The following is a 24,347-nucleotide window of genomic DNA, read 5'->3' as shown; positions in this document are numbered from 1 at the left end:
AAGCCGAACTCGTGCTGATGGCTCCTAGTGCCTCCCTAGGCGCCATCAGTGCTGTTCGAAGTGATGCCTTTGAGCTGCTGGTAATCGTGTCGGATGATCGAGTTCATGTCCCGGTGGTCCCTGCCGAGTGCTTGCAGGACCGCATCCTGATCCCCACCGGTCAGGCCTGCGATGTCGTACGCGATCTCTGCTTCGATCCAGTCCGGTCGTTCACCGAACGACTGTCCGGAGATCGGCGAGGCGCGATCGAAGATCTTCCACTTGAGGCCCGCGTCCTGTTGTTCGTCAGGACGGAGTCGTGCCGCGCTGGCCTTGTCGAGAGGCACGTGCATGGTGTGACTCAACCCCAGGGATGGCCGCAAGATCACCCCGAGATGGCCCGGAAGCTGAAGCAGGATGGACTTCGCCCGGTGCGCGTCCCCTCCGGTTGGCATACCGCCGTGCGCGATGCTCAGCTCAAGTAGCTCGGCCAGGAGTGCGGCTTGCCGGATGTTCTTGTCGTGCTGTCGATCTTCCTCGTCGCGTTGATCTTGTCGCTTCCATCCTCTGGTAGCGATGAACAGCGCTACCCCTGAGGCAAGTAGCGGCCCTAGCAGGCTGAGCAGTTCCATGGTCGGACAGTAGTGACGAAGGGCACACCGGGTCTGGGAGGCGCGCTGTCGTGATCGGCGACGACGGGTGCGATCCGTTTCGTGGTGGCTTCGCGAACCCCGGCAGGTTCCAGCCGATGGGCACTGACGTAAAAGATCAGGCACCGAGCGCGTTGCCGCTGCTCAGTGCCTGATTCACCCGGCGAAAGGTGAGTGCCCCCGGCAGGAATCGAACCTGCGACACACGGTTTAGGAAACCGATGCTCTATCCCCTGAGCTACGAGGGCGCGAGCTCATAGGGTACCGGTAGCGCGGGCGGAGTGGTGGGCCAGGGGGTGTGGGTCGGCGGCTTGTGGGTGCTCGGGGGTGTGCCGAACGTGCGCTTGTACGCCCGGCTGAACGCCGCCTCCGACTGGTAGCCCACCCGGGACGCCGTCGTGGCGACCGTGGTGGTGCCCTCGGCGAGGGTGGCTCGGGCCGTGTGCATGCGCCACCTCGTCAGGTACTGCATCGGCGGGATTCCGGTCAGGGACGCGAATTTTGCCGCGAACGTGGAGCGGGACATGGTGGCTTCCGCGGCCAGGGTGGCCACCGTCCACGGGTGGGACGGGGTTCGGTGCAGGGCTGCCAGGGCCCTGCCCAGGTGGGGGTCGCGGATGGCGGCGAGCCAGCCGGCCGAGGCCTCCGGTGCCCTCGCCAGCCAGGTTCTGATGGCCTGGATCACCAGGACGTCGGCGAGTCTCGTCATGACCGTCTCGCCGCCCGGGCGCAGCGCCCGCGCCTCGTGCGCCATGTAGCGGATCGTGGTGTGGAGCCACGCCTCCGTGTCCTCGTCCCACGCGTCGATCGTCAGCACGTCCGGCAGCTGCGCCAGGAGGTGGTGGGCGGCCGGGTGGGCGAAGTGGACGACGCCGTAGGTCAGCTGGGTCGGTGCGCCCCCGCCGCCGTGGCGCATGATCTCGTAGTGGTCCGACACGCGGTCCACGGGGATGTCGAACAGCGGGGTCGTCGGCAGGCCCGGCCCGCTGCGCAGCACGTGCGGCGCGCCGTGCGGGATCAGGGTCAGGCTGCCCTCGGTCAACGTCCGCGTCTCGCCGCCGACCTCCAGCACGCACCGCCCCGCCGTCACCACCTGGAACGTCAGGTACGAGCCCATCGGCGGCACCGCCACGGCCCACGGCGCGGTCAGCTCGGCGCGGCAGTACAGCGCGCCCGTCAGGTGCAGGTGGTGCAGTGCCTCACCAAGCAGGTCGTCCACCCCGCGCACGGTAGGCCCGGACGATCGGCATCATCAACCGGTCGGATGAGCATTCAGGATCCGGGCACAGGAATCGAGACTGACGGGCATGAAACCTCTGCTCGCGGTGTCCGCCCTGGTGCTCCTGGTGATCGGCGCGGCCCAGTTGCTGTTCCCCGTCCGGTTCCACGCGCTCAACGGTGTGGAGATCGACGACGTCGACCTGCTCAGCGAGGTCCGGGCCGCCGGCGGGCTGCTGGTCGCGCTCGGGCTGGTGGTGGCCCGCGGCGTGGTCCGCGAACCGCGACGGGCCCTGCGGGTCGCGGCGGTCGCCTACCTCGCCTACGGCCTCGCGCGGCTGGTCGCCATCGCCTTCGACGGGCCGCCCGGCGTCGGACTGCTCGGCGCCACCGCCGCGGAACTCGCGCTCGGCGTCGCGTGCGCCGCGGTCCTGCGGCGGACGGCGGTCAAGCCGGCTTCAGGAGTGCCGTCACCCGACCGGACCCCGACGTCGCACCCGCGGTGAGGAACCGACCGGGAGGCCTCCGCTGTTGGGGGGAAGTGGGCGACGCCACCTACTGCGCCCCCGACGTGTGGGGTAAGGAGGAGCGACCTCCCCTTCGGCGAAAGACGTCCCATGAGCGGCAGACCCTGGCCCGACTTCCGACCCGGTCCGCTGGGCGCGTTAGGCGCGTGGTGGCGACGGCGGAGGGAAAGCGCCGTCGTCGACCAGTACACCTACGTGCCCGTGCAGACCACCCACCAGCACCCGTTCGAGACGCCGCTGCCCAGCGCCGTCTACGGGCTCGACTTCCAGGCGAAGTTCGTCGTGTGCTGGCGGATGGACCTCACCACCGGCGCACGCCACCACGCGCCGCGCAGCGCCGCGATCAACGACCTCGTGCAACGGGCCAAGGCGATCACCGAGCGGGCCATGCTGGTGCACCACGCGCCGATCAGGTACCAGCTGGGCGACGAACTGGCCGCCGAGCGCCAGGTCGAGGGCACGCACGTGTGGGCGCGCGCGGAGAACGTCGAGCTGACCGTGGACGAGTCCGACCTGGACATGGCGCGCAAGCACATCGAGCTGCACCAGGCCACCACGGTGCGGCAGGCCGAGCGCGAGGCCGAACGGGCCGAGATCCGTTATCTGCGCGACGAGGTGCTGACCGACCTGTCCACCGCGACGATCTGGTGGCTCTACCGCAACGGCTACCAGGTCGAGCAGGCCGTGCAGCTGTCCGAGCACCTGGCGCGACTGGTCCGGATCGCCTCCGACCGGGGCGACCGGCACTGGGCCGACGCGCTCGTCACGAGCTTCGAGAGCGCGCTGCCGCGGCTGTCCGAGGACCACCGCCAGGACCTGCGCGTGCACCTGGCCAAGGCGCTGGGCGTCTACGGCGGCTCGTCGGTCGCGGGCGAGTTCGCCGACCGGGTCGGCCTGGGCGGCGACCGGCACGTCAACCACGTCAACCCCGCGCTGCCGCACCAGAACGGCGCCACACCCCTGCCGTGATTGCCTAGGGTGGGGAGGGTGACGCAGAACCTGACCGAGGTGCGCGGCGCGGCCGTGGCGGGCGCTCTCCGCGTGCTCGCCCGGCTGACGCCGTACGTGGAACCGGAGTTGCTCGGCTTGCGGGACGTGGTGGCGCCGGGCGACGTGTGCGTGGACGTCGGCGCGGCGCTGGGGCTCTACACCGTGTCGCTGTCCCGCCTGGTCGGTCCACAGGGGACGGTGCACAGCGTGGAGCCGCTGGTGTTCGCCCACCCCGCGCTGTCCTACCTGCTGCGCCCGCGCGAGGCCGCGAACGTCGTCCGGCACCCGGTCGCGCTGGGCACCCGGGAGGGTCGGGACGTGATGAGCGTGCCGGTCCGGCACGGGCTGCCGGTGACCGGCCGGTCGTTCCTCACCGCCGGCGCGAACGGGCTCGGCTCGAACGACGAGTTCGCCGAACACCTCGAAGTCGTGGTGCGCACGGACACCCTCGACAGATTCCGCGCGGCCAACGGCATCGACCGACTGGATTTCGTCAAGGCCGATGTGGAAGGCGCGGAACTGCGGGTGCTGCAAGGCGGCGAGGAGACGTTGCGTCGGTTTCGACCAAAACTTCTCCTGGAGATCGAAGAACGGCACGTGCAACGGTTCGGCTATCACGCGCAGGACGTCCCCGACTGGTTGGCCGAACGCGGTTACCGGATGAACGCGTGGCGTCGCGGAGCGTGGACGCCGATCGACCGGATCGTCCCGGGGATCAGGAACTACCTGTTCACGGCCTAGAAAAGGCGGAAGACCCCGGTCCCTGGGGGTGGACCGGGGTCTTCCTGCGGACCGGCCTACGTGCCGTAGGCCTCAAGCTCGTACAGCGAGTATCCGTAATCCGTGGCCCGTTGGATACCCGTCATTCGTACGAATCGTGCCGGACTCGGCGGGAAGACCACGACGTCCTGGCCGCCATCGCCGACGGAGGTGTGGAATACCTCCTGCCACGCAGTGCCATCGTTCGACAACTCTATGCGATACCCGCTGGCATAGGCGCTTTCCCAGGACAACACGACTCGTCCCACCGTTCGACTGGCGCCCAGATCCAGTCGAATCCACTGGTTGTCGCTCCAGTCGCTCGCCCACCTCGTGTCCGGTTTTCCGTCCACCGCGTTCGACGGCGGCGAGTCGTACCAGCCGCGCTCGTGGCTGGACGCCGCGGCGGTGGCCGCCAACCTGGTCACGTCCGTGCCGCGCCGGGCCGGGAACTGCGCGACCTGCTGGTAGGTGGGCCGGTTCTGCCACCCGATCCTGTCCTGCGTGATGCCGCCCATGGCGCGGTGGACGATCGTGTCCGCGCACCACTGGTCGCCCGCCGCGCAGTCCGCGTCACCGGGGTAGACGGCGGTCGCGGGCTTGGCCGCGGCCGAGGCCAGGCTGGTCAGCAGCACCTGGCGGCACGCGGTGAGCACGCCGTCGCCGCAGTACTTCGCGCCCAAGGCGCCGTCGACCCGGTCGCCGAGCACGGCCCGGAGATCCTTGTGCACGTAGCTCCACCAGCCGTACTGGAACGCGGAACCCTTGTGCGGCGCGGCTCCGTGCGCGTCCGACGGCGCCTCGTCCACCGGGAGCGCGCCGGTCACCGCGGTGTACAGCGGGTCGCCGAGCCCGGGCCGGAACTCGGCCTCGACCAGCAGCGGCCACCACGCGTCCAGCACCCGGATCGCCTCGGCGTCCGCGTAGACCTTGCTGCCCCTGGTGGTTTCCTTGCGCAGCCCGCCCGCGGCGACCCAGTTCTTGAGCTTCTGCACGGCCGCGGCGAGCGCGGGATCGGTCACCGGCGCCGAGTCGACCACCCGCAGCAGCACCGGCAGCACCTGTTCCGCGCGCAGGTCCGCGACCGCGGCCGAGGCCATGGCCTGGGTCAACGCGGCCCTGGTCACCTTGCGGCCGCTGCCGACCAGCGCGCGCACCCGGTCGTCGAGCAGGTCGGCGCGGTGCACGGAGCCGTTGCCGTAGCCCGCGGCCGAGTACTCCGCCGCCTGCTTGTTGTTCCAGCTGACGTAGTAGTCCTGGTTCACCGAGTTCGGGTGCTGCGCGAACGGCGTGTAGGTCGTCCGGTTGCCGTCGGGGTTCCAGTCCTGCCACTCGTAGGCCTGCTCGGCCTTGACCGGCAGGTTCGGGTCCACGTCGGGTTGCCGCACCGGGTTCGCGCCGGAGTTGAAGTACGCGATGTCGGAGGCGTCGGCGTAGAACCAGTTGAAGGCGTACCCGACGTGCTCGGCGGCCCGCTGGAAGTCCTGCGCCGACCTGATCGCGTCCGGGTCGTTGAACTCCTGGAACCCGACGATCGAATCCACCTCGTGCAGGTAGGTGGACCGCAACGAGGTGTAGGCGACGAACTTCCCGTCCACCTTCGCGCGGCTCTGCACCAGGCCGTACCTGGTGCGGTACACGACGAGCGTGTACGACCCGGCGGGCGTGCCGTCGGCGACGGTGGGCTTCCACGCGTTCTTCCGCTCGATCCGCTCCATCGGCAGGCACTGGCCGCGGAACCGGTAGTGCAGCGACCCGGCGGTGGGAGCGCCCGCGGGTTCGCACAGCTCCACCGCGTAGGTGTCGGTGATGTCCTGACCGGCCGAGGTGGCGCTCCACGAGTAGTCGACGCCCCGGCCGAGCTGGACGTACATGCTCACGCCCGCGAACGACACGCCGCGCGACCGGATGCCCGGGCCGTTCAACTCCTGGAGCACCAGCAGTTGCGGCGCGAAGTAGCCGGTTTGCGGTCCCCACACGGCGATCGGGTGGCCGGTGTCGGTGTACCGGCCGGAGACGGCGAGCGCGTTGGACATGCCGTGCTTCCCGGTGAGCAGGTCGCGGGGCAGCACGCCGTCGGCGAAGATGCCCCGCACCGCCTCGAGGTCGGCTGGAACGTCCACAGTGGACTGTGCGGCGACCCGCTGGTCCCGGACCATCGGCTCGGGCGTCACCGCGCCGCCGTCGGGCAGCGCCACGCCGCGCGGGTTCGCGGGCGTGACCGCGTACGGGAACCGCTGTCCGTCGTGGAGCGTGAGCACGGACTCGGGGTCGTCCTGCTCGCGGAACGAGCGCCAGACCTGCTCGCCGCGCTCGGCGCCGTACTTGTTCTGCGCGGCCAGCTTGACCAGCGCGTTCTGCACCTCGCCACCGCCGCCCGCGCCGAACAGGCCGCCGACGACGGCCGCGATCGCGACCAGGTCGGTGGTCTTGAAGGGCTGGATGTCGTTCTTGTTGGTGATCGCGTCGGCGTGGCCGGTCAGCACGTACTCGCCGGGGAAGTTCCGCTTCGCGATCGCCTGGGTCAGGTAGGCGTTGACGCCCGCGATGTAGTCGGTGACGTCCTGGAGCGCCTGCCTGCCGCGCGGACCCTGGGTCGCGACCTGGTCGATCTGCTGCTGGAGGTCGGCCTCGGTGTAGGGGATCTGGCCGAAGAAGCTCTGCTCCAGCACCCGGTTGCCCTCGGCGCCGCCCGCGAAGCCGGACAGCTGACCGCGGCCGAGGTGGCGGAACAGGTCCATCAGCCACAGCCGGTCCTGCGCGGCGGCGTAGCCCGCGCCGAACTCGGTGCCGGAGCGCGTGGTGCCGTAGACGTGCGGCATCCCGATGGTCTTGTCGCGGATGATCGTGACGTCCGGGCGCGGCGACACGGTGCTCTCGACCTGGTTCGCGGGCACCCCGAAGGACGCGTCGTCGAAGAACGCGCCCAGCTGGTCGTTGGTCAGGCCGCCGTAACCCGAGGACAGGGAGTCGTACTTGCCGAGCTGGTCGGCGGCGTGCGCGGGTCGGGTGCCGAAAGCCTTGTGCGCCAGGATGTCGGCGAGCGTGGCGTTGCCGTTCTGGCCGGGCGGGACGATGTCGTGGCACTGGCCGAGGCAGTAGTCGTCGGCGGCGAAGGTGGTCGCGCGCGGCGCGGCCGGCGCGGCGGTGGCGGTGGACGTGGTGGTGGCGAGGAGGACGAGCACCACCAGGGAACGGGCGGCTCTCCGCATTGCGCGAAGCTCCTTCCGGGCAGGGTTTCGTGTGATGCACGTTACTGAGAAGTAGGGATTCGCGAAAGACCTTCGCGTTAGCCGCTCGGCCGCGCGGATCGCCGGCGGACGCCCCGGGTGGCCCCGGTGCCGGTGGTGGATTTCCCGCGCGTGGTGGCCGTTCCGCTCAGCGGGTGCTGCGCCGACCGGTCGGACCGGCCGGCCGCCGAACCGGGCACCGCGGTCCACCGGCGGGGAGCGCGACCGCCGGGAGGTCGCGCGGCGGGAGTCGGCGGTGTGGCCGGCGAGATCGGCGGGTGCACGCACGCCGATGCCGAACCCCCTGCGGCGCAAGGGATCCGGCCGTGTCGCGCAACGTCTACGTGCGTGGACGATACGGCAGCGCGGCGCCGCTGCCGACCGCCATCGCGACCACAGCGCCACGGGCTGTCCGGGGTAGGGTCGGTGCCGCCTGTTGCCGACGCCGCACCGGGAAGTCGGGCCCGGACCACCTTGAAGTCTGTGGATTTCCTGGCAACTGTCAACGTGGAGGTTGGCGCATTTCCGTGGTGAGATAACGGTGAATTAACGTCAGCTTGCGTGTTCGTGCGCGATGCTGGGCGGGTACGAACACGAAACGCCAAAGCGGGGAGGCGTCGTGATCAAGGTGATGCTGGCCGACGACGAAGACCTCGTCCGGTCCGGCCTTCGCATGATCCTCAGCAGCAGTGGCGACATCGAGGTAGTGGCGGAATGCGACGACGGGCACCTGGTTGCCGACCTGGCACGCCAGCACCGTCCGCACGTCGTGCTGCTGGACATCAGGATGCGCTCCTCGGACGGGTTGATGGCTCTGCGCCGCCTGCGCGCCATCCCGGACCCGCCGAGGATCGCCATGCTCACCACGTTCGACGTGGACGAGTACGTGTCGGAGGCCCTGCGCCTGGGCGCGTCGGGATTCCTGTTGAAGGACACGGAACCCGAGCAACTGGTCAAGGCCGTCCGTGACCTGGCGCGAGGCGGCGCGGTGCTCGACCCGGGCGTGGCGGCCAGGGTCCTGGCCGCGGTCGCCGACGGCGAGCGCGCGGCCGAACCCGCCCGGAGGCTGCTCGCGTCGCTGTCGGAGCGCGAACGGGAGGTCCTGGTGCTCATCGGCCAGGGCATGTCGAACGCGGAGATCGGCGGCACCCTGCACCTGTCGGAAGCGACGGTGAAGGGTTACGTGTCGTCCGTGCTGGGCAAGATCGGCGCGGTGAACCGGGTCCAGGCGGCCCTGGTCGCCTTCAGGGGCGGCCTCATCGCCTGAAACCCTTGCCGTGGCAAGGAAATCCGGCCGCACCCGGCGGCCGGGCCGCGCCCCGGTCAGCCGACCGGGAGCGTGGGTTCCACTTCGACGCGGTTGCGGCCGTGGCGCTTCGCCCGGTAGAGCGCCATGTCCGCGGCCGTGAACAACCGGTCCAGCGGCGCGGGTCCGGCCGCGACGCCGATGCTCACCGTCGGCCGGCGCACGGTGCCCAGCACCACGGTCCAGTCGTGCGCGTCGACCGCCGCGCGGATCCGCTCGGCCACCACGGGACCGACGTCCCCGCCGCCGTTGTCGCCCAGCAGCACCACGAACTCGTCGCCCGCCCACCGGGCCACCAGGTCCTCGGCCCGGCACTCGCGGCGCAGCAGCGCGGCGATCTCGCGCAGCGCGGCGTCACCCGCGGCGTGCCCGGCGTCGTCGTTCACGCCCTTGAACCAGTCCACGTCGACCAGCACCAGCCACGGCACGCGCCCCTTCGCGGCGGTGCTCTCCAGCAGCGCCGCGGCCGCGCGCTCCAACCCGAGGCGGTTCGCCAGGCCCGTCAACGGGTCCCGCGCCGCGGCCTCCTGCGCCGCCGCGGCCATCCGCTGCGCCTGCACGGCCACCCGCCGCTGCTCGAGGGCCTGGCCGAGCCCCTCCTGCAACGTCTCGGTCGCGGTCCGCCCGGCCGCGAGCGAGCGCCGCAGCGCCGCCGCCTCGCCGACCGGGTCGACCATCCGCGCGCAGATGTCCGCGAGGTCCAGGGAGAACCGCAGCAGCAACGAGGTGTCGTTGATCGCCTCGGCCGCCGCCACCGCGCGCGCCGCCAGCGTGCGCGCCGCCACCAGGTCCGACCGCTCCCGCCGGACCACGGCCAGCACCCAGTTCCCGACCGCGCGCGCCCACTCGTCGCCGACCTCGCCCGCCTCGCGCACCGTCTCCGCCGCGACCTGCTCGGCCCGGTCGAACTCGCCGAGCCCGGCGAGCGATCGGCTGTACGCGCCCAGCAGCGCGCGGCGCATGTACGGCTCCCTGGCCAGTTCCAGCCCTTCGCGCAGGGCCGCCGCCGCCTCGGCGAAGACGCCCGGCGCCACGTCCGGCGGACTGGAGATGGCGCGGAAGTTCAGCGTGCCGCCCAGGCCCTGGAGGCAGTGCCCCAGCACCTCGTCGGCGCCGGCCCTCCGGGCCACCTGCACCGACAGCCGCAGCATGTCCACCGCCGCGCGCCGGTTGCCGATGCCCTCCAGCAGGTACGCCAGCGCGTGCATCGCCTGCGCCGCCGCCGGGTGGTCGGCCGCCTCGGTGTCGAGGTCCGTCCACCCCTCGGCGGCCAGTTCCAGCGCCAGCGGGATCCGACCCAGGCGCCACGCCAGCTTGGCCCGGTTCACCAGCACGGCCGACCGCGTCCACCGGTCGGCGTCCGCCGGCACCCGGCTCACGACCCGGTCGAACAGCGTGTTGGCCTCGGCCAGGCGACCGGCGTTCACCAGCGCCTTGACCTCGAGGTCAAGCGGCGGCGTCCGGTCCGATATCAGCGGGTCGCGTTGCTCCACTCGGGCTGACACTCCATTCCGACTCGGCGCGTCGGGGTACGCGGACCCGACCGCCGCCGGCACGGCACCCGACAGGCTACCGGGACGGACGCGGTGTGTACCGCTCCTCGTGGAGGACGTCCTCCAGCGGCACCCGGTTCCGCCAGCCGTGGCGTTCCAGGTCCGGTACGTCGGGCAGCACCGCGACCGGGCCCACGCACAGCCACGCGACCGGCCGCACCCGCGCCGGGATGTCGAGCAGCCGGCGCAGCGCGTCCTCGCGGTAGAAGCTCACCCAGCCGACGCCCAGGCCCTCGGCGGTGGCCGCGAGCCACAGGTTCTGGATCGCCAGGCACACCGAGTACAGGCCGGCGTCGGCGATCGCGTGCCTGCCCAGCACGGCCGGCGCGCCGTGATCCGGGTCGTAGGTCACCACGACGCCGAGCGAGGACTCGAGGATGCCCTCGACCTTGATCCGCCCGAACACCTCGGCCCGCGCCGCGTCGAGCGAGGCCTCGAAGACGCTGCGCTCGGCCTGCACGTGGTCCCGGAACGCCCGCCGGGTCTCCCGGTCGCGCACGAGCACGAAGTCCCACGGCTGGGTCAGCCCGACGCTCGGCGCCGCGTGCGCCGCGGCCAGCACCCGTCGCAGCACGTCCGGCGGAACCGGGTCGCCGGTGAACTCACCCCTGGTGTCCCTGCGGCGGTGCACGACGTCGTAGAAGCTCATTCGGACGATCGTGCCTCACGCCGTCGGGTGATCCACCCGGCCGGCGCGGTGGCGTGCGTCTCGACCGGACGGTCAGCGACCGGGCGTGGGGTAGGGCAGCAGCGCCATCTCGCGGGCGTTCTTGATCGCGGTCGCGACCTGCCGCTGCTGCTGCGGCGTCAACCCGGTGACCCGCCGGGACCGGATCTTGCCCCGGTCCGAGAGGAACTTGCGCAGCAGCGTGGTGTCCTTCCAGTCCACCACCGTCACGCCCTCCTTGCGCAACAGGTTGACCCGCTTCTTCGGCACGCGCTCGACCTTCGGCACGGACTTCCTCCCCGGTGGAACGACAACGATTGTCGACTCGAGGCTACTGGGTGTCGCCGTCGGGGGACGGGCGCCACTGGGTGAACGGGCGGTCGAGCGACCAGCCGCCGTCCGACCGGGTCAGCACGCGGTGCTCGCAGGTCTCCAGGTTGGACAGCGACTCGAACAGCTCGACGCTCCAGCCGAACAGCCGTCGGCACAGCAGTCGGATGGTCAGGCCGTGCGACACCACCAGCACGGTCCTCGGGTGCGCCGGGTCGGCCGCGCGGGTGTCCAGGTCGGCCAGGAACCCGGCGAGCCGGTCGTCCACGTCCGCGCCGGACTCGCCGTTGGGCAGCCGGAAGAAGAAGTGCCCGAACGCGTGCCGCTGGTGCTTGAGGACCTCCTGCCGCACGGGGTCCTGGAGGTTGCCCCAGTCCTGCTCGCGCAGCCGCGGCTCGGGCACCACGCGTTCGGCCTGCGCGCCGAGCGCCAGCGCGTTCAGGGTCGCCCTGGTGCGCACGTACGGGCTCACGTAGACCGCGACCGGACCCGTCCCGAGCAGGGACTTGACCCGCGGCCCGGCCTCGCGCGCCTGCTGTTCGCCCAGCGGGGTGAGGGGGAGGGCGTGATCGGGTACCCGGGTGTACGCCAGCTCGTCGACGTTGCCCAGCGACTGCCCGTGCCGCAGCAGGATGATCCGCACCCCACCATGGTGCCGGTGTTACATTCCGACAGCGAAACGGACGGAAGGTGTCACATGATCAAGTACGTCGCGCTGTACCGGAAACCCGACGACGTCGAGGCCTTCGACACGGCCTACTTCGAGTCGCACCTGCCGATCGTCGCGAAGACACCGGGGTTGATCCGGGCCGAGGTCTCCCGCGCCACCGACGTGTTCGTGCCCGGCTTCTTCGGCGAGCACGAGCCGCACCTGGTCGCCGAGATGTACTTCGCGGACGCGACCGCCATGAAGCGCGCGTTCGCCTCGCCCGAGTGGCAGGCGGCCGGGGTGAACCTGACCGAGATCGGCGGGATGGACCTCGTCGCCATGTTCGCCGCGGAGGTCGTGGTCGGATGATCACCGTGGTGATCGGCGGCGGCACCATGGGCGCGGGCATCGCGCACCTGCTGCTCGCCGGCGGGCACGAGGTCGTGCTCGCCGAGTCCGGCGCGGAGCGGGTCACCGCGGCCCGCGCGGCGGTGGAGGCGTCCCTGGCCAAGGCGGCCGCGCGCAACCGGCTCGACCGCTCGCCCGAGGACCTGCTGAAGGCCCTGACCGTGGTGGAGCAGCTCGCGGACGTGCCTGCGGAGCTGGTCGTGGAGGCCGTGCCGGAGGACGTCGAGCTCAAGCGGCGCGTGCTGGCCACCGCCGCAAACGCTTGCCCCGACGCCGTGCTGGCGTCCAACACCTCCTCGCTGTCGATCACCGAACTGGCCCGCGGCCTGCCGGGCGAGCGCGTGCTGGGCCTGCACTTCTTCAACCCCGTGCCGGTGCAGCAGCTGGTCGAGCTGGTGCACCACGACGGCCTCGCGCCCGAGGTCGCGGCCAAGGCCCGGGGGTGGGTCGAGGACCTGGGCAAAACCGTGATCGAGGTGCGCGACGCGCCCGGGTTCGCCACGTCGCGGCTCGGTGTCGCGGTGGGCATGGAGGCCATCCGGATGCTGGAGGACGGCGTCGCGTCCGCCGAGGACATCGACACCGGCATGCGCCTCGGCTACGGCTGGCCGATGGGCCCGCTGCGGCTGACCGACCTGGTCGGCCTGGACGTGCGGTTGGCCATCGCCGAGCACCTGGCGGCCGAGCTCGGCCCGCGGTTCGCGCCGCCGGAGCTGTTGCGGGACAAGGTGGCGCGCGGCGAACTGGGCCGCAAGACCGGGCGCGGCTTCTTCACCTGGTAAGCAGGAGGGCGTGTCGATCAGGGATTTCACCGCCGACGACGCGGACGCCGTGCTGCGGTTGCGCCGGGTCGCCTTCGGCGGCACGTCGGACGTCGCGGTCCGGCCGGGTCAGCGGGCGCTCGTCGCCGAGCTCGACGGCCGGCCCGCCGGCGTGCTGACGATCAACTCCTACCACCAGTTCCACGGTGGTGTTCCGGTGCCGACGGGCGGCGTCGGCGGCGTCGCGGTCGACCCGTACGCGCGCGGTCGCGGCGTGGCGTCCGGGCTGCTCGACCGGGCCCTGGAGAGCCTGCGCGAGCAGGGGCAGCCGCTGTCGGTGCTCTACGCGACCGTGCCCTCGCTGTACCGGTCGCGCGGCTGGGAGCGGGCCGGGGTGTACGAGTCGCTGGACCTGACCATGGACCGGCTGCCCGCGGGTGGGCGGGTCCGCGCGCGGGCGGCGACCGAGGCCGACCTCGACGCGCTGCACGCGTGCTACGTCGACCTGGCGTCCACCGTCGGCGGGCTGCTCGACCGCCGCGGGCCCGCGTTCGACGTGGCGGACGTGCTCAAGCTCGACGTGGTGTCGGTCGTGCCCGGTCACGACGGCGAGGTGCGCGGCTACCTGACGGCCCAACGCGACCGCGACGGCCTGCGGGTGCACGACCTGGTCGGCCGGGACCGGGACACCCTGCTCGGGCTGCTGCGCGAGCTGGCCAGTTGGACGGGCGTGCTGGACAAGGTGTCGCTGCGGGTGACCGACCCGGCGGTGACCGGCCTGCTCACCGACCAGGCCATCCGCTACCAGCTCACCCAGTCGACGTGGTTGCTGCGCGTGGTCGACCTCGCGGAGGCGGTGGCCGCGCGGGGGTGGCCCGCGGCGGCCTTCCTCAAGCCCGCCGCGGTGGACCTGGACGTGGTGGACGAGCACGCGCCGTGGAACGCCGGTCCGCACCGGATCGTGGTGGACGGGGGTCGGGTCCGGGTGGAACGGGGCGGCGGCGGCGCGGTCCGGGTGCACGCGCGCGCCCTGGGCCCGTGGTTCGCGGGCACGCAGGACACCCACGCCCTGCGCCGCGCAGGCCTCCTCGACGGTGACGCCGGGTTGCTCGACCTGCTCGTGGGCGCGCCCGGCGTGCCGAGGCTGGCCGACTTCTTCTGACCCCGGGCGCCCGCGATTCGGCTGGTCGCGGGGTCGCGGGCACCGGCCCGAGGTGCCGGCACCGGTCGGCTTCTTCTAGCGTCTGCACTCGTGCTGACCGCGTTGGAGCTGATCGGGATCGCCGTGTTCGCCGCGTCCGGCGCGCTGGCGGCGGTGCGGGCGCGGCTCGACGTGTTCGGGGTGGTCGTGCTGGCGCTGACGACCGCGCTCGGCGGCGGCATCGTGCGGGACGTGCTGCTCGGCGTGCACCCGCCGGCGGCGCTGGTCACGTGGCCGTACCTGGTCGTGGCGGCCGGCACCGGCGTGGTGGTGTTCTGGTTCCACCCGACGGTGGCCAAGCTGCGGCGGTCCGTGCTGCTGCTCGACGCGATCGGGCTCGGGCTGTTCGTCACGGCGGGCACGTCCACCGCGCTCCGGCTCGGCGCGCCGCCCTACGCCGCGTGCCTGGTGGGCGTGACCACGGGCATCGGCGGCGGCGCGCTGCGCGACGTGCTGCTGCGCGAGATCCCGCTGGTGCTGCGCCGGGAGATTTACGCGGTGGCCGCCCTGGCGGGCGCGGTGGTGGTCGTGCTGGGCGACCAGCTGCGCCTCCCCGCAGGCCTGGTGTCGATCACCGGCTCCGCGCTGATCGTCGGTTTGCGCCTGATAGCCCTCTGGCGGCACTGGAATGCGCCCATCGCACCAAAACTTGACGGGTAGCTCACATCCCCTTCTCAGGCGGCTCTCAGGCCCAGGAGCAAGACTGATCCCCATGCGCATCCTCGTTGTCGACGACGACCGGGCCGTGCGTGAGTCGCTTCGCCGCTCACTGCAATTCAACGGCTACCAGGTGGACCTCGCCGGAGACGGTCAGCAGGCCCTCGAGTCGGTCGTCCAGCAACGTCCCGACGCGATGGTGCTGGACGTGATGATGCCCAGGCTCGACGGGCTGGAGGTGTGCCGCCGGCTGCGCAGCACGGGCGACGACCTGCCGATCCTGGTGCTGACCGCGCGGGACGCGGTGAGCGACCGGGTGTCCGGGTTGGACGCCGGCGCCGACGACTACCTGCCCAAGCCGTTCGCCCTGGAGGAGCTGCTCGCCCGGTTGCGCGCGCTGCTGCGCCGGTCGACGGCCGAGGCCGAGGAGCCGCGCGGCGCGGTGTTGAGGTTCGCGGACCTGGAACTCGACCCCGGCACCCGCGACGTGCGCCGCGGTGAACGGCCGATCAGCCTGACGCGCACCGAGTTCGCGCTGCTCGAACTGTTCCTGGGCCACCCGAGGCAGGTGCTGACCCGGAGCCGGATCCTGGAGGACGTGTGGGGGTACGACTTCCCGACATCGGGCAACGCCCTGGAGGTCTACGTCGGCTACTTGCGCCGCAAGACCGAGGCCGAGGGCGAACCGCGGCTGCTCCACACGGTCCGCGGCGTGGGCTACGTGCTCCGGGAGACCCCTCCGTGATCGACGCGCCCGGGCGGTTCCAGCGGGTGTCGCTGCGGGCCCGGGTCACGCTGCTCGCCGCGTTCTGCGTGGCCGGCGCGGTCGCGGTGGTCTCGCTCGGCGCGTACATGACCGTGAGCCAGAACCTGCGCGACCAGTTCGACGAGAACCTCCGGCAGCGCGCGCAGGCCGCCGCGACCGCGCCCAAGGTGACCGACGAGGTCACCCAGATCCCGGGCGCGTTCCTGGCGGCGGGCGACATCCGGATCGGGCTGCTCGACCAGAACGGCCAGATGTTCTACCCGCACGGCACGCTCAGCCCGCCCACCTCCGGCGGTGACCTGGACGTGGCGCGCGGCTCGTCGCTGGAGAACATCTGGACCGACGCGCGGTCGGAGTCCCGGGTGATCTCGGTGCCCTACCCGGACGGGCAGGCGATCGTGATCGCCCAGTCCCTCAAGCCGATGAACACCACGCTGGGCAAGCTCTCCGTGGTGCTGTTCGTGATCAGCGGGCTCGGCGTGCTGGTCGCCGCGGCCGCCGGCACCGCCGTGGCGCGCACCGGGTTGCGGCCCGTGCAGCGGTTGACCGACGCGACCGAACGCGTGGCGTTGCACGGCGACCTGCGACCGATCCCGGTGTCCGGCGACGACGAGCTGGCCCGGCTGACCCAGCGGTTCAACGCGATGCTGGCCGCCGTGGCGGACTCGCAGGAGCGCCAGCGCCGGCTCGTCGCGGACGCGGGCCACGAGCTGCGCACGCCGCTGACGTCCATGCGCACCAACCTGGAACTGCTGCTGGCGTCGGAGAAGCCTGGCTCGCCGACGCTGTCCGACGAGGACAAGGCGGAGATCAACGACGACGTGCGCGCGCAGCTGGACGAGCTGACCACGTTGATCGGCGACCTGGTCGAGCTGGCCCGCGAGGACGCGCCGCAGGTCGTGCAGGAGCCGGTCGACCTGGTCGAGGTCGTGGAGCGGGCGCTGGACCGGGCGCGCCGGCGGGCGGCGGGCGACGTGCGGTTCGACGTGGAGCTCCAGCCGTGGTCGCTGCTCGGCGATTCGAGCGCGCTGGAACGGGCGGTGCTGAACCTGCTGGACAACGCGGTGAAGTTCAGCGCGTCCGGCGGCACGGTCCGGTTGTCCCTGCGCCCGCTGGGCGACGGCAGCGCGGTGGTCGAGGTGGCGGACTCGGGTCCGGGCATCGCGGACGCCGACCTCCCCCACGTCTTCGAACGCTTCTACCGCTCCCAGGAAGCCCGCACCCTGCCGGGTTCGGGCCTGGGCCTGGCGATCGTGAAGCAGGCCGCCGAACGCCACGGCGGCGCGGCCTACGCAGGCCGAGCCCCGGAGGGCGGCGCCCTGTTCACCCTCCGCCTCCCCGGCCGCCCGTTCCCGGAAAGCCACTGATCGAAGCCGCCTCGACCCGGGCGATCTTGGCCAGGGCAGCCTCGACCAGGGCCGTCTCGCCTGGGGCCGTCTCGCCGGGGGCCGCCCTGATCGAGGCGGTCTCGCCTGAGACCGCCCTGACCGAGGCGGTCCCGACACCGGCCGCGTCGACACCGACAACCTCGTCACCGGCCACGTCGACCGAGGCGGCGAGCGCCGGACCGGAGCCGCGGAACATCGGTGCCCGGCGCGAGTCGGGCAACCACAGCGCCAACGGCGACCGGTCCGGGCGATCGCCGAGCCGAGCGCCGGCCGACCGGGCCATGGCTGGCTGGGCCATGGCCGGCGAGAGTGATCGCCGTCCGGGTGCCGCCGCCAGGACGGTCGCCGCCAGGACGGTCGCTGTCCGGATGGTCGCCGGCCGGACGGTCGCCGACCGGAGTGGCTGCGGACTCGGGCGGCCATCGCCCCGGAGACCCACCGTTCCTGTCGGTTGCCGGCCCAGCGCGGGTCGGCAGCTCGGAGTACCCCGGCCTGCGTGACCACCGGTGCGAGCGATCACCTGCCCACCGCGCCCCGCGCCGGCCTCGAGCGTTGCCGCCCCGCCGGCCGAGAGCACCGCCGACCTCAGGTGATCGCCGCCCCTGCGCCATCGCCCATCCGGCAGTCGCCATCCCGAACAATCGCCATCCCGAACAATCCCCAACCCGAATGGTCACCCTCCTGGGTGGCGTCGACCGCGCGGACGACCACCGGCCAGGTGTAGTGCTGAGTGGTTGTGTTCGTTTCTGTTGACTTCTGCGGACCCGCCAGGCCAGGCTGGCCGGTGTGAGTGGTCGGAGGCGGGGTTCAGCTTCGAAGACCGCCCTGTTCTCGTTGGATTGTTCAACAACGGGGCGATCGGACGATTCGACGAGTGAACGTGTCGGCCTGCCGCCGAACGAGCTCGGCCGCAATAGGTCTAGACCAACTTGGGCAGTACCCGCTGGTCGCGGAAGGTGCGCCCGCTCGACCTGTCGGCGTCGGGCCCGTTCGTCGCCGCGGGGGGTGGTGCGGGCCGGTCGTAGGGTGGCGGCTCGCGGTGGCGCTGAGGTGGAGGGGTGCGACGTGCTGGCACGGCAGCGGCAAGCGGTGATCCTGGACGAGGTGCGTCGCGCCGGCGCGGTGCGGGTCGGGGATCTGGTGGTGCGGCTGGGTGTGTCGGACATGACCGTTCGGCGCGACCTCGACGTGCTGGCCGCGCGCGGGCTGGTGGAGAAGGTCTACGGCGGCGCGACGTCGGTGGCCGGGCGCAGCACCGACGAACCCGGCTTCGAGGCCAAGTCCGTGCGGCAGTTGCCGGAGAAGGAGGCCATCGCGGCACGGGCGGCGGCCCTGGTGCGGCCGGGCACGGCCATCGGGCTGTCCGCCGGCACGACCACGTGGACGCTCGCCCGGCACCTGGCCGACGTGCCGGACCTGACCGCGGTCACGAACTCGATCCGGGTCGCGGACGTGTTGCAGCGCAACGGCCGCACCGACCGCACCGTGGTGCTCACCGGCGGCGTGCGCACCCCGTCGGACGCGCTGGTCGGCCCGGTCGCGGTGCAGGCGCTGCGGTCGCTGCACCTGGACGTGGTGTTCCTCGGCGTGCACGGGATGGCCGAGCGGTCCGGTTTCACCACGCCGAACCTGTCGGAGAGCGAGACGAACCGCGCGCTGGTCGACGCGGCCGGCCGGGTCGTCGTGGTCGCGGACCACACGAAATGGGGCACCGTCGGGATTTCCACCATCGCGGCGCTGCACGAGGCGCACGTCGTGGTGAGCGACGAGGGTTTGCCCGAGCAGGCCAGGGCCGCGTTCGGCGAGCACGTCGAGGTGGTCCTGGCGTCGGTGCGGGGAGAGGGATCGGCATGAGGCGCACGGCAGGCAGGCTCGCCGACGGTCGGGAGATCGTCTACTTCGACGACACCCCCGACGCGCCACCGCGCACCGCCGCGGACACCCGCGACCTGCCGGACTCCCGACCGCTCTCGGAGGTCAGGCGCGACCCGCTGACCGGCGAGTGGGTCGCGATGGCCGCGCACCGGCAGACCCGCACCTACAAGCCGCCCGCCGACCTGTGCCCGCTGTGCCCCTCCACGCCGGGCAGGCCGACCGAGGTGCCCGAGTCGGACTACGACGTGGTGGTGTTCGAGAACCGGTTCCCGTCGTTCGCCCAGGGCGTCCCGGACGTCGAGTCCACTGTGGACGGAATGCCGATGGTGGCCCGCGCGCCCGGACGCGGTCGGTGCGAGGTCGTCTGCTTCACTCCGGAGCACACCAGGTCGTTCGGCGAGCTGTCGCCCACCCGGGTGCGCACGATCGTGGAGGCGTGGGCCGATCGGACCGCCGCGCTGGCCCGAACCCCTGGGGTGGAACAGGTTTTCCCGTTCGAGAACCGGGGCGAGGAGATCGGCGTCACGCTTTCCCACCCGCACGGCCAGATCTACGGCTACCCGTTCGTGACGCCGCGCACCGAGCGGGTGCTGGCGGTGGCGGGGGAGTACTTCGCCGCGCACGGCAGGCACGTGCTGGGCGACGTGCTGGCCGCCGAACGCGCCGCCGGCACGCGCGTGGTCGCGGAAAGCGAGCACTGGACGGCTTTCGTGCCCGCCGCCGCCCGCTGGCCGGTCGAGGTGCACGTGGTCCCGCACCGGCGGGTGGTCGACCTCCCGGCGCTCACCGACGCGGAACGTGAGGACTTCGCGCACCTCTACCCCGGCGTGCTGGGCCGGTTGGACGCGCTCTACGACCGTCCACTGCCCTACATCGCGGCGTGGCACCAGGCGCCGGTGCGGGTGGGTCGTGAACTGTCCTGGTTGCGCCTGGAGGTGTTCTCCGTGCTCAGGGCGGCGGACAAGCTGAAGTACCTGGCCGGTTCCGAGTCCGGTATGGGCGTTTGGGTCAACGACGCGACGCCCGAGCGGATCGCGGAGAAACTCCGCCACACTCACAAGTGATGCCCAGTTTCGTTTAAGGCTCCTCTCAGGCGCGTAACCCAGAGTTGTGGGCATGACCGAGAACGAGCCGCAGCCGCAGCAGTCGAACGCTCCGCAGGAGTCGAGCCCGTGGGCTCGGGGCAGCGCGCCCGGTCAGTCGCACGCCGGCTCGCAGCCGCAGGGGGCTGTCGAGTCGGGGTCCGGTGAGGGCGGTGCCGTGCAGGGCGGCGCCGAATCGCCGGGCAACGGCGCGCGGGAGGCCTGGCAGGGTGTCCCCGCGCGTGAGGAGACCGGTTCGCAGAGCGCTGTGCAGGGCAGCGCTCCGCGACCGGAGCAGTCGGTGGCGCAGGGAGCCTGGCAGGGTGCCCCCGCGCTTCCGGACAGCGGTTCGTCCGCGACCGTGCAGGGCGGTCCCGGGCAGCCGACCGGAACGCCGGGCCCTTGGCAGGCCTTCGGCGGTTCCGACCACCACGGTCAGCAGCAGGGCGCCGTGCAGGGCGGCCCCGCGCGACCGGATGTGACCGGTGGGCCGGGCGCACCGCAGGGTGTGCCCGGCCTGCCGGGTCCCTTCTACGCACCGCCCGGCCACGTGCCGCCGCCCGCGCCGCCCAAGGCGAAGGGGCGCGGCAAGGTGGTGGCCGGTGTCGCGGTGCTCGTGCTCGCGGTCGGCGGCGTCGCCGGCGGGGTGGGCGGCTACCTCGGCTACCAGGCCGCGGACAAGTCCGCGCCGGTGAGCAACGCGCTGAACGCCGCGCCTCCCGCGCAGCGGACCCAGAACTCGGCGGACGGCACGATCGAGGCGGTGGCGCAGAAGGTGCTGCCCACGGTCGTGCAGGTGCAGCTCTCCGGCGGCACCGGGTCCGGCATCGTGATCAGCTCCGACGGGCTCGTGCTCACCAACAACCACGTCGTGGAGTCCGCCGCGAACGGCGGCGCGGTGAAGGTCCAGTTCCAGGACGGCAAAACCGCGGACGCGACGATCGTCGGCCGCGACCCGTCCTCGGACCTCGCGGTGATCAAGGCTTCCGGGGTGTCCGGGCTGGCCACGGCCGAGCTCGGCACGTCCGGTGATCTCAAGACCGGCCAGCAGGTGGTCGCGATCGGCTCGCCGTTCGACCTGAACGGCACCGTGACGTCCGGCATCGTCAGCTCGCTCAACCGGCCGGTGCGCGCCGGCGGCGAGCAGGGCAGCCAGTCCACCGTGCTCAACGCCATCCAGACCGACGCCGCGATCAACCCGGGCAACTCGGGCGGACCCCTGGTGAACATGCAGGGTCAGGTCGTCGGCATCAACTCGGCCATCTACAGCCCGAACTCGAGCCAGTCCACGCAGGGCGGCTCGGTCGGCATCGGCTTCGCGATCCCGATCGACCAGGCCCGGCGGACGGCCAAGGAGCTGAGCGAAACCGGCAAGGCCACCCAGACCGTGCTCGGCGTGCAGGTCACCGACGCCCAGCAGGGCGGCGCGCAGGTCCGCGAGGTCACCTCCGGCGGCGCGGCGGCCTCGGCCGGGTTGAAGGCGGGCGACGTGATCACCAAGTTCGGTGATCGGACCATCGACACCTCCGACGCCCTGGTGGCGGCGGTGCGGTCGAAGGCGCCCGGCGACAAGGTTCAGCTGACCGTGGGCGGCAAGACCGTCGAGGTGACGCTGGGCAGCCAGACCGTGGAAACCCGCTAGCGCACCTGGCGGTCGACCGCTCGACCAGGCTTGGGCCCGAGGTGGAACCGCGTGGTTCGCCTTCGGGTCGGGCCCTCCCGAAGACCCCGGCTCGCGTGCCCCGAGTCGGTGCCAGTGGTCGGACTCCGGCGGGAAACCCCTCGCCCGTCGGAGCCCGACCGCTTTTCCGCTGAGGTCGGGTTCCCGGATCCGGTTCGGTCCCGTTCTGGTTCTGCCCGGTCCTGTTCGGGCCGGGAACCCGGGGTTTTCGCGGCAACTCGAACTGCCTCGACCGGTCCTGTCCACTGTGGAGCGTCGTGCCAGGCGCTCCGCGGTGGGCTTCCGCGTTGTTTGAACAGATTTCATGTTTTGTCCCCTGGTGAGTTGGTTGGCGGGTGACGGGCGGGTGGGCGGCCACAAGGGACGGCCGTCCGGTCGGGTCGTTCGCGGACTCCCGTTTCGCCGCCCGGGGTGGTCCTGGCAGGCTTGGCGGTATCCACGCCTGGTTGTTCGATGTCGTGGAACCGCCGCAACTCCTGATTGGCTACGGTGATCCGTATGGAACGCAGCGCGCAGCGCCTGGGACGCGCCCTCGTCGTGATCGTGGACGACCGGGTGGCGCACGGTGAGCACGACGACAGCACGGGGCCGCTGGTCACCGAGCTGCTGGAGGAAGCGGGCTTCATCGTCGACGGCACCGTCGCGGTGGAGGGTGAGGTCGTGGGCATCCGGGCCGCGCTCAACACCGCGGTCATCGGTGGGGTCGACCTGGTGGTGACGGTCGGCGGCACGGGTGTGTCGCCGCGGGACGTCACCCCGGACGCGACGCAGGGTGTGCTCGACCGCCCGATCGCCGGGATCGCCGAGGCACTGCGTGCCTCGGGACTGGCGGCCGGAGCGGTGGACGCCGGGATCTCCCGCGGGCTCGTGGGGGTCTCGGGCAGCACCCTCGTGGTGAACCTCGCGGGGTCGCGGTCGGCCGTCCGCGACGGCATGGCCACGTTGACCGCCCTGGTCCCGTACGTCATCGAGCAGCTCTCCGGGCTGGACGAGGCCTGATCCTCCCGCGGGTGGGTCGCCCCTGGTGGTCCTCCGTTCTCGGTTGGCTGTCGACGGTGAAGTGGTGGACGTGGAGTCGTGTTGGGTGATGAGGCCGGGGTGACCGGGCCGACGGACGGTGACGCCGCCGCCTCTCCGCAGGAGGCGGCTCGGCGTCGTCGGCTCGCGGAGATCTTCGGCGAGGTTCTGCCGGAGTCCTCAGGCGACGAGCCCCGGGCCGAGGGCAGCCCCGACAGTTGGTACGAGGAGAACCGGCCTCCGCATCACGGCGGCTGAGTCGGTTCGTGCGGAGCGTCGCCTCGGGTTCGGGCTGGAGCCCGGCCCGCCGCCGACTGGCCCCTGGACCCGCTGGGGACGGGTCCGGGGGTGGGTCGGTCAGCCCTCTCGGCGTTGGGCGGCCAGGAGGTCGCGGATCTCCTTCAGGAGTTCCACGTCGGTGGGCTCCGAGGGGCCCGGCTCCTCGCCTCGCTTGCGGCGTTCCTTGATCTTGTTCATCGGGAGCACGAAGATGAAGTAGACGACGGCCGCCACGATCACGAAGTTGATGATCGCGGTGAGGATCGCGCCGAAGTCGATGATCGTCTTGTCGTTGTCGCCGAGTTTCACGGCCAGGCCGTCGACGTTGTTGCCGCCGAAGACGGCGATGATCGGGTTGATCAGGTTCGTCGTGAACGCGGTGACGATGGCGTTGAACGCGGCTCCGATGACCACGGCCACGGCCAGGTCGATCACGTTGCCGCGCATCAGGAAGTCCTTGAACCCCTTGATCACAGTGTTCCTCCGTTCGGGGGACGGCATGAGGGCTAGCGGAGGGTAACCGCTTGGCGGCTCTGTCGTGACGTTGGGCTGCTGTGTGTCGGGGTGTGGGGGCGTGGGGGCGCTGGAGTCAGCTCGGGCGGGGGTTGACGTGTTGGACTGCCCAGCTGTTGCCGTCCGGGTCTTCGAAGAAGATGTAGCTGGAGTAGTCGGACTTGTCCGGGTGGGGGCCCGGGGTCATCGCTCCCTCGTGGAAGTGTTGGATTCCGCCGTGGGTGATGCCGGCCTGGGTCAGGTGGCGTTCGGCTTCCTCGATGTTCGGGACCACCAGGTGGCAGTTCTTGACCGTTCCCGGTTGGCCGTCGCCTATGCCCCTGCCGAAGACTATTGAGCAGGCTGAGCCCGGTGGGGTTACCTGGATTACTCGGAAGGTTTCGCTTGCCTGGTGGTCCACGTCCACTGGGAAGCCCAGTTTGTCGGCGTAGAAGGCTTTGGATCGGTCCGGGTCGGAGACGGGGATGATTACTGCTTCCAGTTTCCAATCCATCTTTGGGCTCCTGGGGCTTGAGGTGTGTGGGTGTGGGTGTTTGTGCTGGGCGTGGCTGTCGGGTGGGGTGTGTTTGTCGGGGGTGTGGCTGTGAGTGTGGGGTGTGTTTGTTGAGGGGTGCGTCTGGTGAGGGGTGTCTGGTGGGGTGGGCTGTGGGCGTGGCTCGCGTTTAGGGCGTAAGAGCGTCCTCGCCGGACGGGCAGCGCCTCCGGGGAGGTAGGGCGTCGTGTTCTCCCCGTATGGCCTGCCAGAGGCAACCACATTTGGCACGGGGGCGCCGGCTTTGGAGTGTGGGTGCGGTCCTGAGTTCTCGGCGATCGTGACCTCGTCGGGCGTGGTGCTGATCGCCGCGCTGTCCGGCGCCGTGC

General features: G+C 71.7%; 24 protein-coding genes and 1 tRNA gene. 14 read left to right on the top strand and 11 right to left on the bottom strand.

The features are described 5' to 3' along the window. Positions 1-35: 35 nt before the first annotated feature. From AB0G50_RS23840 to AB0G50_RS23830, 3 genes are all read right to left on the bottom strand, one after another. The gene (locus AB0G50_RS23840) at positions 36-611 is read right to left on the bottom strand and encodes a hypothetical protein (protein WP_360112296.1); all 576 of its coding nucleotides are present in this window, start codon (positions 609-611) and stop codon (positions 36-38) included. Between the two features lie 193 nt (positions 612-804). Further along, positions 805-877: transfer RNA gene (locus tag AB0G50_RS23835), tRNA-Arg, on the bottom strand. Then, positions 868-1,848 (bottom strand): AraC family transcriptional regulator, encoded by a 981-nt coding sequence (locus tag AB0G50_RS23830; protein WP_360112294.1) that lies wholly within the window; start codon positions 1,846-1,848, stop codon positions 868-870. The genes AB0G50_RS23835 and AB0G50_RS23830 overlap by 10 nt, the downstream gene beginning before the upstream one ends. An 88-nt stretch (positions 1,849-1,936) precedes the next feature. Here AB0G50_RS23830 and AB0G50_RS23825 point away from each other — a divergent pair, with 88 nt between their 5' ends. The 3 genes from AB0G50_RS23825 (at position 1,937) to AB0G50_RS23815 (ending at position 4,105) form a co-directional block, all read left to right on the top strand. Then, positions 1,937-2,353: a DUF4345 domain-containing protein gene (locus tag AB0G50_RS23825; protein ID WP_360112292.1), complete on the top strand. Its 417-nt coding sequence runs from the start codon at positions 1,937-1,939 to the stop codon at positions 2,351-2,353. Between the two features lie 111 nt (positions 2,354-2,464). Next, positions 2,465-3,343 carry a hypothetical protein gene (locus tag AB0G50_RS23820; protein ID WP_360112290.1) on the top strand — a complete coding sequence of 293 codons (879 nt, stop codon included), beginning with the start codon at positions 2,465-2,467 and terminating at the stop codon, positions 3,341-3,343. Positions 3,344-3,361: 18 nt separating this feature from the next. Continuing rightward, positions 3,362-4,105 carry an FkbM family methyltransferase gene (locus AB0G50_RS23815; RefSeq protein WP_360112288.1) on the top strand — a complete coding sequence of 248 codons (744 nt, stop codon included), beginning with the start codon at positions 3,362-3,364 and terminating at the stop codon, positions 4,103-4,105. A gap of 56 nt (positions 4,106-4,161) precedes the next feature. Here the strand turns inward: AB0G50_RS23815 and AB0G50_RS23810 are convergent, their stop codons facing one another. Beyond that, entirely contained in the window at positions 4,162-7,335 is a 3,174-nt protein-coding gene (locus AB0G50_RS23810; protein ID WP_360112286.1) for a penicillin acylase family protein, read from the bottom strand. Positions 7,336-7,972: 637 nt separating this feature from the next. Here AB0G50_RS23810 and AB0G50_RS23805 point away from each other — a divergent pair. Further along, entirely contained in the window at positions 7,973-8,620 is a 648-nt protein-coding gene (locus tag AB0G50_RS23805) for a response regulator transcription factor (protein ID WP_184674315.1), read from the top strand. 56 nt (positions 8,621-8,676) lie between these two features. On the opposite strand, the gene AB0G50_RS23800 is transcribed toward AB0G50_RS23805, so the two are convergent. From AB0G50_RS23800 to AB0G50_RS23785, 4 genes are all read right to left on the bottom strand, one after another. Next, a complete protein-coding gene (locus AB0G50_RS23800; protein ID WP_360112283.1) occupies positions 8,677-10,152 on the bottom strand; it encodes a GGDEF domain-containing protein in 1,476 nt (491 codons plus the stop codon). Positions 10,153-10,228: 76 nt separating this feature from the next. After that, entirely contained in the window at positions 10,229-10,861 is a 633-nt protein-coding gene (bluB, locus tag AB0G50_RS23795; protein ID WP_360112281.1) for a 5,6-dimethylbenzimidazole synthase, read from the bottom strand. A gap of 72 nt (positions 10,862-10,933) precedes the next feature. Beyond that, positions 10,934-11,167: a 30S ribosomal protein S18 gene (gene rpsR, locus AB0G50_RS23790; protein WP_360112279.1), complete on the bottom strand. Its 234-nt coding sequence runs from the start codon at positions 11,165-11,167 to the stop codon at positions 10,934-10,936. A gap of 43 nt (positions 11,168-11,210) precedes the next feature. Then, positions 11,211-11,852 carry a histidine phosphatase family protein gene (locus tag AB0G50_RS23785; protein ID WP_360112277.1) on the bottom strand — a complete coding sequence of 214 codons (642 nt, stop codon included), beginning with the start codon at positions 11,850-11,852 and terminating at the stop codon, positions 11,211-11,213. A gap of 54 nt (positions 11,853-11,906) precedes the next feature. Here AB0G50_RS23785 and AB0G50_RS23780 point away from each other — a divergent pair, with 54 nt between their 5' ends. From AB0G50_RS23780 to AB0G50_RS23755, 6 genes are all read left to right on the top strand, one after another. Further along, a complete protein-coding gene (locus AB0G50_RS23780; RefSeq protein WP_360112275.1) occupies positions 11,907-12,227 on the top strand; it encodes an EthD family reductase in 321 nt (106 codons plus the stop codon). Next, positions 12,224-13,048 carry a 3-hydroxyacyl-CoA dehydrogenase family protein gene (locus AB0G50_RS23775; RefSeq protein WP_360112274.1) on the top strand — a complete coding sequence of 275 codons (825 nt, stop codon included), beginning with the start codon at positions 12,224-12,226 and terminating at the stop codon, positions 13,046-13,048. Before AB0G50_RS23780 ends, AB0G50_RS23775 begins: the two co-directional genes overlap by 4 nt. A 10-nt stretch (positions 13,049-13,058) precedes the next feature. Continuing rightward, positions 13,059-14,189 (top strand): GNAT family N-acetyltransferase, encoded by a 1,131-nt coding sequence (locus tag AB0G50_RS23770; protein ID WP_360112272.1) that lies wholly within the window; start codon positions 13,059-13,061, stop codon positions 14,187-14,189. A gap of 90 nt (positions 14,190-14,279) precedes the next feature. Then, positions 14,280-14,888, top strand: coding sequence for a trimeric intracellular cation channel family protein (locus tag AB0G50_RS23765; RefSeq protein WP_360112270.1), 609 nt, complete (start codon positions 14,280-14,282; stop codon positions 14,886-14,888). A gap of 52 nt (positions 14,889-14,940) precedes the next feature. Continuing rightward, complete coding sequence (locus AB0G50_RS23760; RefSeq protein ID WP_360112268.1) at positions 14,941-15,630, top strand: response regulator transcription factor; 690 nt, start codon at positions 14,941-14,943, stop codon at positions 15,628-15,630. Then, entirely contained in the window at positions 15,630-17,018 is a 1,389-nt protein-coding gene (locus AB0G50_RS23755) for a HAMP domain-containing sensor histidine kinase (RefSeq protein ID WP_360112421.1), read from the top strand. The genes AB0G50_RS23760 and AB0G50_RS23755 overlap by 1 nt, the downstream gene beginning before the upstream one ends. Here AB0G50_RS23755 and AB0G50_RS23750 read toward each other — a convergent pair. Then, complete coding sequence (locus AB0G50_RS23750; protein WP_360112266.1) at positions 16,975-17,337, bottom strand: hypothetical protein; 363 nt, start codon at positions 17,335-17,337, stop codon at positions 16,975-16,977. The two genes, AB0G50_RS23755 and AB0G50_RS23750, sit on opposite strands and share 44 nt — an antisense overlap. A gap of 767 nt (positions 17,338-18,104) precedes the next feature. Here AB0G50_RS23750 and AB0G50_RS23745 point away from each other — a divergent pair. The 4 genes from AB0G50_RS23745 (at position 18,105) to AB0G50_RS23730 (ending at position 22,676) form a co-directional block, all read left to right on the top strand. Further along, positions 18,105-18,893 (top strand): DeoR/GlpR family DNA-binding transcription regulator, encoded by a 789-nt coding sequence (locus AB0G50_RS23745; protein WP_360112264.1) that lies wholly within the window; start codon positions 18,105-18,107, stop codon positions 18,891-18,893. Beyond that, positions 18,890-19,978, top strand: coding sequence for a galactose-1-phosphate uridylyltransferase (gene galT, locus AB0G50_RS23740; RefSeq protein ID WP_360112262.1), 1,089 nt, complete (start codon positions 18,890-18,892; stop codon positions 19,976-19,978). Before AB0G50_RS23745 ends, galT begins: the two co-directional genes overlap by 4 nt. 52 nt (positions 19,979-20,030) lie before the next feature. Further along, positions 20,031-21,638 (top strand): trypsin-like peptidase domain-containing protein, encoded by a 1,608-nt coding sequence (locus tag AB0G50_RS23735; RefSeq protein ID WP_360112260.1) that lies wholly within the window; start codon positions 20,031-20,033, stop codon positions 21,636-21,638. 537 nt (positions 21,639-22,175) lie between these two features. Beyond that, positions 22,176-22,676, top strand: a complete 501-nt coding sequence (locus AB0G50_RS23730; RefSeq protein ID WP_184674292.1) for a molybdenum cofactor biosynthesis protein B — start codon at positions 22,176-22,178, stop codon at positions 22,674-22,676. Positions 22,677-23,051: 375 nt separating this feature from the next. Here AB0G50_RS23730 and mscL read toward each other — a convergent pair whose 3' ends face one another. Together mscL and AB0G50_RS23720 are read right to left on the bottom strand one after the other, a co-directional pair. Then, positions 23,052-23,447 carry a large-conductance mechanosensitive channel protein MscL gene (mscL, locus tag AB0G50_RS23725; protein ID WP_360112258.1) on the bottom strand — a complete coding sequence of 132 codons (396 nt, stop codon included), beginning with the start codon at positions 23,445-23,447 and terminating at the stop codon, positions 23,052-23,054. 115 nt (positions 23,448-23,562) lie between these two features. Then, positions 23,563-23,979, bottom strand: a complete 417-nt coding sequence (locus AB0G50_RS23720) for a glyoxalase superfamily protein (protein ID WP_360112256.1) — start codon at positions 23,977-23,979, stop codon at positions 23,563-23,565. Between the last annotated feature and the right edge of the window lie 368 nt (positions 23,980-24,347).

Source organism: Actinosynnema sp. NPDC020468 (assembly GCF_040642015.1).
GTDB lineage: Bacteria > Actinomycetota > Actinomycetes > Mycobacteriales > Pseudonocardiaceae > Actinosynnema.
This window is presented reverse-complemented; position numbering and strand designations above follow the sequence as displayed.